Here is a 314-nt window from a genome sequence, read left to right on the forward strand (position 1 = left end):
CCCCCCCCCCCCCCCCCCCCCCCCCCCCCCCCCCCCCCCCCCCCCCCCCCCCCCCCCCCCCCCCCCCCCCCCCCCCCCCCCCCCCCCCCCCCCCCCCCCCCCCCCCCCCCTTTTTAATGATACGGCGCCCACCGAGATCTACACTGTTCGCATTTCGTCGGCAGCGTCAGATGTGTATAAGAGACAGGCACAGGACATCCATGAGCACCAGCATTTCTTCCCGGGCGCTGCCCGTTCTTGTGGCGGGCGGCGGCATTGGCGGCGTGGCGGCCGCGCTGGCCCTGGCGCGCCAGGGATTCGCCGTCAAGGTGCTG

At 75.5% G+C, this 314-nt stretch carries 1 protein-coding gene; it reads left to right on the forward strand.

The features are described 5' to 3' along the window. Window positions 1-314 (forward strand): hypothetical protein (locus JHD82_RS29440; protein WP_199140454.1); only part of this gene is annotated, 314 nt, incomplete at both ends.

Origin of the sequence: Delftia sp. ASV31, from assembly GCF_016428765.1 — a bacterium.
GTDB lineage: Bacteria > Pseudomonadota > Gammaproteobacteria > Burkholderiales > Burkholderiaceae_C > Comamonas > Comamonas acidovorans.